Genomic DNA, 6,972 nt, shown 5'->3' with positions numbered 1-6,972 from the left:
CCGACGTGCTCGAGCCCGAGGCCCTGGAGGTTGTTCCGGCGCCCGGCAGCGACGAGCAGCTTGTCGGCGGTCAGCTGCTGGTCGCCGAGGTCCACCTCGAACCGGCCCTCGGCGTAGGACACCGACGCGATGCTCGCCCCGGTGAGCACCTGGATCCCGCTCTCGGCGAACGCCTGCTCGAGCAGCTCGCTCGCCTCGGGCTCCTCGAGGGCCACCAGTCGGTCGGCGACCTCGACGAGCGTGACCCGGACGCCGAACAGGGCCATCACCTGCGCCAGCTCGCACCCGATCGCCCCGCCACCGATCACGATCACCGAGGACGGCAGCTCGGTCAGCTGCACCGCGTCGCGGTTGGTCCAGTATGGCGAGTCCGCCAGCCCCGGGATCGGCGGCGCGGTCGGCGCCGTACCGGTGTTGATCACGACCCCCTTCGTCGCGGTGTACGTCGTGCCCGCGACGTCCACCCGCCCGTCGCCGGCCAGCACCCCGCTGCCTCGCACGAACGTCGCGCCGGCGTTTTCGAGCCGCTTCACCGCGACCGCGTCGTCCCAGTCGTCGGTGGCCTCCTCGCGGATCCGCTTCGCCACCGGCGCCCACTCGGGACTGACGGTGGAGGTTCCCGCCATCGTGTTCACACGCCCGGCCTCGCGCAGGGTATGGGCGGCGGCGATCATCATCTTCGAGGGCACGCAGCCGAAGTAGGGACACTCGCCTCCGACCAGCCGCTCCTCCACGCCCAGCACCCGCAGCCCGGCCTCCGCCGTCTTGATCGCCACGTGCTCGCCGCCGGGGCCGAGCCCCACCACGATCACGTCGAACTCCCGGTCGCCGGTCTCCCCCGTGTGCGTCATGCCCTCACCCTTCCACGCACCCGGCGGGACCGGGAGTCACCCCGCGACGACGTCCTTGAACCACGACTCCGTCAGGTAGTCGGTCGCCCACCCCATGGAGCGGTACAGGCCGTCGGCGCTGGTCGGTGAGTCGGCATCGACCTCGAGGCCGACCCGGTTGCGGCCCCGCTCGGACGCGTCCGCGAGCACCGTGTGCAGCAGTCCCTTGGCGACGCCACGCCCACGGGCCGCCCGGTTGACGCCGATGTAGTCGACGTAGGTCCCTTCGGCGCCGGTCGCATCGGCGGCGAGGACGGAGCAGACGATCGCCCCAGCTGGCACGTCGTCCCCTTGCTCCGGTGAGACGAAGGCGAGCCACCAATGGTCCCAGCGGTGGCCGGGGTCCTCCCGGAGGCGCTGGACGAACTCGGGGAAGCTCTCGCGGTAGGAGTTGAAGTGGTCCTGGAACGACTCCTCCAGCATCAGGTGCACGATCTGGAGGTCCTGCGCGACCGGTACGCCGTTGTCGTGCCGCGTGACGCGGCGCACCGTCACGCCCTCGCGCACCCCCGGGAAGGTCTCGTGCGGGGCGACGGGTCGGGTCATGTGCAGCCAGCGACGCCGGCACGCGTAGTCGGCACGCTCGAGCCAGTCGCGTTGCACCGTGTCGTCGGCGTACGGCGAAGCGTCCATCCGGGTGAGCTCGAGGCCCCGCAGCCGGGCGATCGCGGCCCCTTGGCCGTCCGCCCAGGCGTACAGTGCGACGGCCACCTGCGCCGCGTCGTCGAGGGCATCGGGGTCGCGCTCGAGCCACAGGCTCACCGTCGTCCGACCGGCCGCCCGATCCTGTACCGACACCCAGCCGACCGGCCGGTCGTCGTCGCGGGTCACGACCAGCTGTCGCCGGGTCCACGACGCCTGGCCCACCACCTCCGACCGAACGGCCGCCGCGTCGACACCGGCCTCACCGGTGAAGGGTGCATGGTCGGCCGCACGCAGCCGCACCAGCGTAGGAAGGTCCTCCTCCCCGGGGATCCGGCCGTGCCAACCCGGCGGGAGGTCGGGCAGCGGCTCCTGGAAGGGGGACGCGTCCGGCATGCCGGCCAGCCTAAGCCGGTGCTCCTTGCGTGGGGCTCAGCGTTGCGCGCTGAGGTGGCGGGCCCGGGCGAAGCAGAAGACCCCGTAGCAGCCGACACCGACCGAGATCGCGAACAACAGCACCGGACCGAACGCCTGGTGCAGCACCTTGTGCAGCGCCTGGTCGAGCCCTCCGGCCTTCTTCGCGCTGTGGTCGATCGCCGCGTACAGGAACAGGACGCCGATCACGCCGATCGCGATGCCCTTCGCGACGTAGCCGACCTTCCCGAACATCTCGTAGGCCCGGCCGCTCTCGCCGCTGCGCCCCTGCGGATCGAGGTGCTCGAGGAACTTCCCGGCCCAGCCGCGGTAGACGAGGTACCCGCCGTAGCCGATGATCGCCAGGCCCACCAGCCCCACCAGCCAGCGTCCGAACGGCTGGTCCATGAGCGTGGCGGTGGCGTCGTTGGTGCTGCTCTTCGACTTCGAGCCCGTGGCGACATGGACGGCGGCGACCCCGAGCGTGCCGTACACGATCGCCTTGAAGATGTTCGTGGCCGGCTTGAGCACCCTCTTCGCGCCGTCCTCGACGGTGAGGTCGACGAAGGCCTCCAGCAGCTTCCAGATCACCAGCAGGAACATCCCCACCGCAACGACCCACACCACGAACTCGCCGAACGGCTGCTGCACCAGCTGGTGGAGGGCGCCGTTCCGCGACGCCGCGCCGCTGTGGTCGCCGAAGGAGAGCTGGATGCCCAGCCAGGCGATGGTCAGGTGCACGATGCCGTAGGCGACCATGCCGACCCGGACCGCCCGATCGGTCCACTCGCTGCTGTGCGCCCGTCGTCCGAGCTGCTCAGCCTGGTCGCTGACGTCTGCCATGGCGCCGATGATAGGTCCGGACCCGGGAACGCTGACCCCCCTAGAGGGTGAGGGAGTCGCGGTCGCGGAGCATGCTGCCGAGGACGCCGTTGACGAACGACGGCGAGTCGTCGGTGGACAGGTTGCGGACCAGCGCGACCGCCTCGGACACCGCCACCGGATGCGGCACGTCGTCGACGTACAGCAGCTCGTAGGCGCCGATACGGAGCGCGGTGCGGTCGACGGCCGGCATCCGTTCGAGCGTCCAGCCCTGGGCGTACTGCGCGAGCAGCTCGTCGATCCGAGCCCGGCGCTCGCTGACCCCGCGGACCAGGATCTCGGTGTAGGGATTGGTCGGGCCCTCGCCTCCGGCGATGGCGGCGTCGAGCGCCTCGACCGGGTCCTGCCCGCGCATCTCCGCGGCGTACAGGACGTCGAGGGCGCGCTTGCGTGCCTTGGACCGTGCCGGCATGGCTGGTCGACTACGCCTTCACGCGACCGAGGTACGACGAGTCGCGCGTGTCGACCTTGACCCTCTCGCCCTTCGTGATGAACAGCGGAACCTGGATCTCGTGCCCGGTCTCGAGCGTCGCCGGCTTGGTGCGGCCGGTCGCGCTGTCGCCCACGACGCCCGGCTCGGTGTAGGTGATCTCGAGCTCGACCGATGCCGGGAGCTCGATGTAGAGCACGCGGCCGTCGTTGGTGGCGACGATGGCGTCCTGGTTCTCCAGCATGAAGTTCTTCGCGTCGCCGACGATGTCGGGCGCGATCTCGAGCTGGTCGTAGGTGCCCGTGTCCATGAACACGTAGGACGTGCCGTCGTTGTAGAGGTACTGCATCGTGCGCTTGTCGACGTTCGCGACGTCGACCTTCACATCCGCGTTGAAGGTGCGGTCGACGGTCTTGCCGGACTCGATGTTCTTCAGCTTCGACCGCACGACCGCACCGCCCTTGCCGGGTTTGTGGTGCTGGAACCAGATGACCTGCCAGAGCTGGCCGTCGAGGTTGAGGACCATGCCGTTCTTGAGGTCGTTGGTGGTGGCCATGCGGGAGTGCCTCTTCTGCCGGGAGATCGGGTGGGCCCGGCACCGGAGGAGGGCCCGGGCGGGCGACGTCCGAGTCTAGTACGCCGCTCGGGGCGGCCTGAATCGTCGGCCGCGCGACCATGAACCGGGCGTGACCCGGGCTGGGACCGGGCCTGACCCGGGCTGTGACCCGGCTACGACTCAGCAGGCGCCCGCGGGCGACGGGTCCGACGCATCCGGCGTACGACGAGCCAGGCCGGCACGCCGACCAGGGCGCCGGCGACCGCGAACGGGAGCAGGGCGCCGAGCCCGACCAGGAGCCCGGTCACCACGGCGACCAGGGCGTTCCAGCCGTGCCCGAGCCCGCCGACGAACCCACCGGCCGCGACCTGCGGCGGAGCCGGCGTCGTGCGCAGGGCCACGTCGACGGTGATCGTGGCCAGGCTGGTGCGGTCGGCCAGGTACACCCGCTGTTGCCGCAGCGACTCCAGCTCACCCTGTCGCTCGGTCAGGGCCCGCTCCACGTCGAGCAGGGCACGCAGGTTCGCGGTCTGCGAGACCAGCGCGCGCAGGCGTCGTACGCCGGCCCGCTCGGCCGCGATCCGCGCCTGGAGGTCGATCACCTGCGTGGTGACGTCCTCGGCCTTGCGCGACGCTGTACGCAAGGAGGCGATCTCGGAGAGCGAGGTCATCGCGCCGTCGAACCGGTCGCTCGGCACCCGCACGACGAGGTGTGAGTGCGTCAGCGTTCCACGGTCGTCGGTCGCGGTGTCCTCGTCGGCCACCCGGCCGCCGTCCTTGGCGAGCACCGCGTCCAGCCGGGCGCGCGTCGCGGCGACGTCGCTGCTGGTGAGCGCGATCGTGCCGGTGGAGATCACGGCGCGTCGCTGGACCTCGGACCCAGGGGCCTTCTGGGCCACCTCGGCCGCTGCCTTCCCGTTCGCGGTGTTGCCCAGGTTGCTGTCCTGGGCGAGGCTGCCCGCGTCCGAGGCGCCCGCGGCGGTTCCCGAGCTGTCCGAACCGCATCCGGAGAGCACCAGAACTGCCAGCACGGGGGCCGCCACCAGCAGCGAGCCGCGGTGGGCGCGTGCCATGGTCGGCGAGGTCGCGATGTCCATGGCACTCCGACGTGCCAACCGCTCCCGAGGTTCCTCAGACGGACGACCCGATCAGCGCCAGCGCCTCGCGGTAGCCATCGACGCCCTTCCCGGCGATCACCGCGACTGCGTGCGGGGTGACCACCGAGTGGTGACGGAACTCCTCCGGCCGCTGGGCCGGGTCGCTGACGTGCACCTCGACCAGCGGCGCTGACAGCTGGGCGCAGGCGTCGTAGAGGGCCAGGGAGTAGTGGGTCCAGGCGCCCGCGTTCAGCACCACCGGGGTGCGGTCGTCGGCCGCGGCGTTGAGCCAGTCGAGCAGCTCGCCCTCGTGGTTGGTCTGCCGGACCTCCACCTCCAGGCCGAGCTCGCGGCCCCACTCCTCGCAGCGGCCGACCAGCTCGTCGTACGTCGTGGAGCCGTAGATCTCCGGCTGCCGGCGGCCGAGCCGGCCGAGGTTGGGTCCGTTCAGCACCAGCACCCTCATCCGGCGCCTCCCACCATCACGTCGTACGCCGCGCGCAGCTGCTCCTCGCTCGGGTCGGCCAGGATCCGGGGTCTTGCCAGGTCGCTCAGCACGACGAAGCGCAACGACGAGCCTCGCGACTTCTTGTCGACGGCCATCCGCGCTCGCAGGTCGTCGTACGACGCGCCCGACCACCCGGTCGGCAGCCCGACCCGGGCGAACGTCGAGCGGTGGCGGTCTGCGACGTCGTCGGCCAGCACCTCCGCGGCGCGGGCGAGCTCGGCGACGTACACGCACCCGATCGCGACCGCCTCGCCGTGCCGCAGGGCGTAGTCGCTCGCCTGCTCGACGGCGTGCCCCATCGTGTGTCCGTAGTTGAGCACCTCGCGCCCCGGATGCCGGGCGTCGCCGCCACGCTCCTTCAGGTCGCCGGCCACGATGTCCGCCTTGACCCGCACGGCCCGTTCGACCAGTTGGCGCAACACCGGCGAGTCCGCCGAGGGCACGCCGTGGTCGTCGACCAGCCGCAGGATCTCGGGGTCGGCGATGAAGCCGCACTTCACCACCTCACCCAGCCCCGAGCGCAGCTCGGCGTCGGGCAGGGTGGCGAGCAGGTCGAGATCGCACAGCACCCCGGCCGGCTCGTGGAACGACCCGACCAGGTTCTTGCCCGCACTGGTGTTGATGCCGGTCTTCCCACCCACCGCCGCATCGACCATGCCGAGCAGAGTGGTCGGGACGTGGACCACGCGCACGCCGCGCAGCCAGGTCGCGGCGACGAACCCGCCGAGGTCGGTGGTCGCGCCACCGCCGACGGTCACGACCGCGTCGCTGCGGGTGAGGCCGGCGGCCCCGAGCGCCTCCCAGCAGCGGTGCGCGCACTCCGCCGTCTTGGCCCGTTCCCCCGGCGGGACGGGCAGCTCCAGCACGTCGTACGCCGGGGCGAGGACGTCGGCGACCGACGACGCCGGGGCCGGCAGGTCCTCGGTGAAGACGACCGCGACGCGTTGCGCGTCTGAGCCGAGCAGATCGGGCAGCCCCGCGAGCAGGTCGCCGCCCACCACCACGTCGTACGCCGCGGCGGTCTCGACCCGGATCACGGTCGGGTCAGCCACCGAGCGCCTCCTCGACCGCGAGCGCGACCTCGTCGGGCGTCCGTCCGTCGGTGTCGACCACCGCGACCGCCACCGACTCGTAGACCGGAGTGCGCTCGTCGAGCAACGCCTTCATCGTGCCGCGCACGTTGCCCAGCAGCAGCGGGCGCGAGGTCCCCAGCCCGACCCGGGCAGCGGCGTCCGCGAGCCCGACCCGCAGGAAGACGACCCGGTGCGCGGCCAGCGCGGCCCGGCTGTCCGACGCCATCACCGCCCCGCCACCGATGGCGAGGACCCCCTCGTGCTCCGCGAGCGCGCGGGCCACGGCCCCCGTCTCCACGGCCCGGAAGTGCTCCTCGCCGGATTCCACGAAGATGTCGGAGATGGTGCGGCCCTCGGTCTGCTCCACGTCGTCGTCCGTGTCGCGGAACGGCACGTCCCAGCGCTCGGCCAGCAGGCGACCCACGGTCGACTTGCCGGCGCCCATCGGCCCGACGAGCACCAGGCGCGGCCCGGTCATCG

General features: G+C 71.9%; 9 protein-coding genes. All 9 read right to left on the bottom strand.

The genetic code is table 11. The features are described 5' to 3' along the window. A partial coding sequence (locus VGJ24_RS05410; RefSeq protein WP_331499478.1) for an FAD-dependent oxidoreductase occupies positions 1 to 851 on the bottom strand: 851 nt, incomplete at its 3' end. A 36-nt stretch (positions 852 to 887) separates the two neighbouring features. Continuing rightward, positions 888 to 1,928: a GNAT family N-acetyltransferase gene (locus tag VGJ24_RS05405; protein ID WP_331499477.1), complete on the bottom strand. Its 1,041-nt coding sequence runs from the start codon at positions 1,926 to 1,928 to the stop codon at positions 888 to 890. Between the two features lie 36 nt (positions 1,929 to 1,964). Continuing rightward, complete coding sequence (locus VGJ24_RS05400) at positions 1,965 to 2,789, bottom strand: DUF1206 domain-containing protein (protein ID WP_331499476.1); 825 nt, start codon at positions 2,787 to 2,789, stop codon at positions 1,965 to 1,967. 40 nt (positions 2,790 to 2,829) lie between these two features. After that, entirely contained in the window at positions 2,830 to 3,240 is a 411-nt protein-coding gene (gene nusB / locus VGJ24_RS05395) for a transcription antitermination factor NusB (protein WP_331499475.1), read from the bottom strand. Positions 3,241 to 3,250: 10 nt separating this feature from the next. Beyond that, positions 3,251 to 3,814 carry an elongation factor P gene (gene efp / locus VGJ24_RS05390; RefSeq protein WP_331499474.1) on the bottom strand — a complete coding sequence of 188 codons (564 nt, stop codon included), beginning with the start codon at positions 3,812 to 3,814 and terminating at the stop codon, positions 3,251 to 3,253. Between the two features lie 173 nt (positions 3,815 to 3,987). After that, complete coding sequence (locus tag VGJ24_RS05385; protein WP_331499473.1) at positions 3,988 to 4,911, bottom strand: DUF4349 domain-containing protein; 924 nt, start codon at positions 4,909 to 4,911, stop codon at positions 3,988 to 3,990. A 34-nt stretch (positions 4,912 to 4,945) separates the two neighbouring features. After that, positions 4,946 to 5,377 (bottom strand): type II 3-dehydroquinate dehydratase, encoded by a 432-nt coding sequence (locus VGJ24_RS05380; RefSeq protein ID WP_331499472.1) that lies wholly within the window; start codon positions 5,375 to 5,377, stop codon positions 4,946 to 4,948. Further along, positions 5,374 to 6,471, bottom strand: coding sequence for a 3-dehydroquinate synthase (gene aroB / locus VGJ24_RS05375; RefSeq protein ID WP_331499471.1), 1,098 nt, complete (start codon positions 6,469 to 6,471; stop codon positions 5,374 to 5,376). Before aroB ends, VGJ24_RS05380 begins: the two co-directional genes overlap by 4 nt. Next, on the bottom strand, positions 6,464 to 6,970 hold the full coding sequence (locus tag VGJ24_RS05370) for a shikimate kinase (RefSeq protein WP_331499470.1): 507 nt from the start codon (positions 6,968 to 6,970) through the stop codon (positions 6,464 to 6,466). The genes aroB and VGJ24_RS05370 overlap by 8 nt, the downstream gene beginning before the upstream one ends. Positions 6,971 to 6,972 lie beyond the last annotated feature (2 nt).

The sequence above is a fragment of the Nocardioides sp. genome (assembly GCF_036493135.1).
Lineage (GTDB): Bacteria > Actinomycetota > Actinomycetes > Propionibacteriales > Nocardioidaceae > Nocardioides.
Note: the sequence above shows the minus strand (reverse complement) of the source record. Positions and strands in the feature narration are given on the sequence as shown.

Bases quoted from the DNA above. Each gene is read 5' to 3' on its own strand.
- VGJ24_RS05405 (WP_331499477.1), bottom strand. From the start codon at position 1,928: ATGCCGGACGCGTCCCCCTTCCAGGAGCCGCTGCCCGACCTCCCGCCG.
- VGJ24_RS05400 (WP_331499476.1), bottom strand. From the start codon at position 2,789: ATGGCAGACGTCAGCGACCAGGCTGAGCAGCTCGGACGACGGGCGCAC.
- nusB (WP_331499475.1), bottom strand. From the start codon at position 3,240: ATGCCGGCACGGTCCAAGGCACGCAAGCGCGCCCTCGACGTCCTGTAC.
- efp (WP_331499474.1), bottom strand. From the start codon at position 3,814: ATGGCCACCACCAACGACCTCAAGAACGGCATGGTCCTCAACCTCGAC.
- VGJ24_RS05385 (WP_331499473.1), bottom strand. From the start codon at position 4,911: ATGGACATCGCGACCTCGCCGACCATGGCACGCGCCCACCGCGGCTCG.
- VGJ24_RS05380 (WP_331499472.1), bottom strand. From the start codon at position 5,377: ATGAGGGTGCTGGTGCTGAACGGACCCAACCTCGGCCGGCTCGGCCGC.
- VGJ24_RS05370 (WP_331499470.1), bottom strand. From the start codon at position 6,970: ATGACCGGGCCGCGCCTGGTGCTCGTCGGGCCGATGGGCGCCGGCAAG.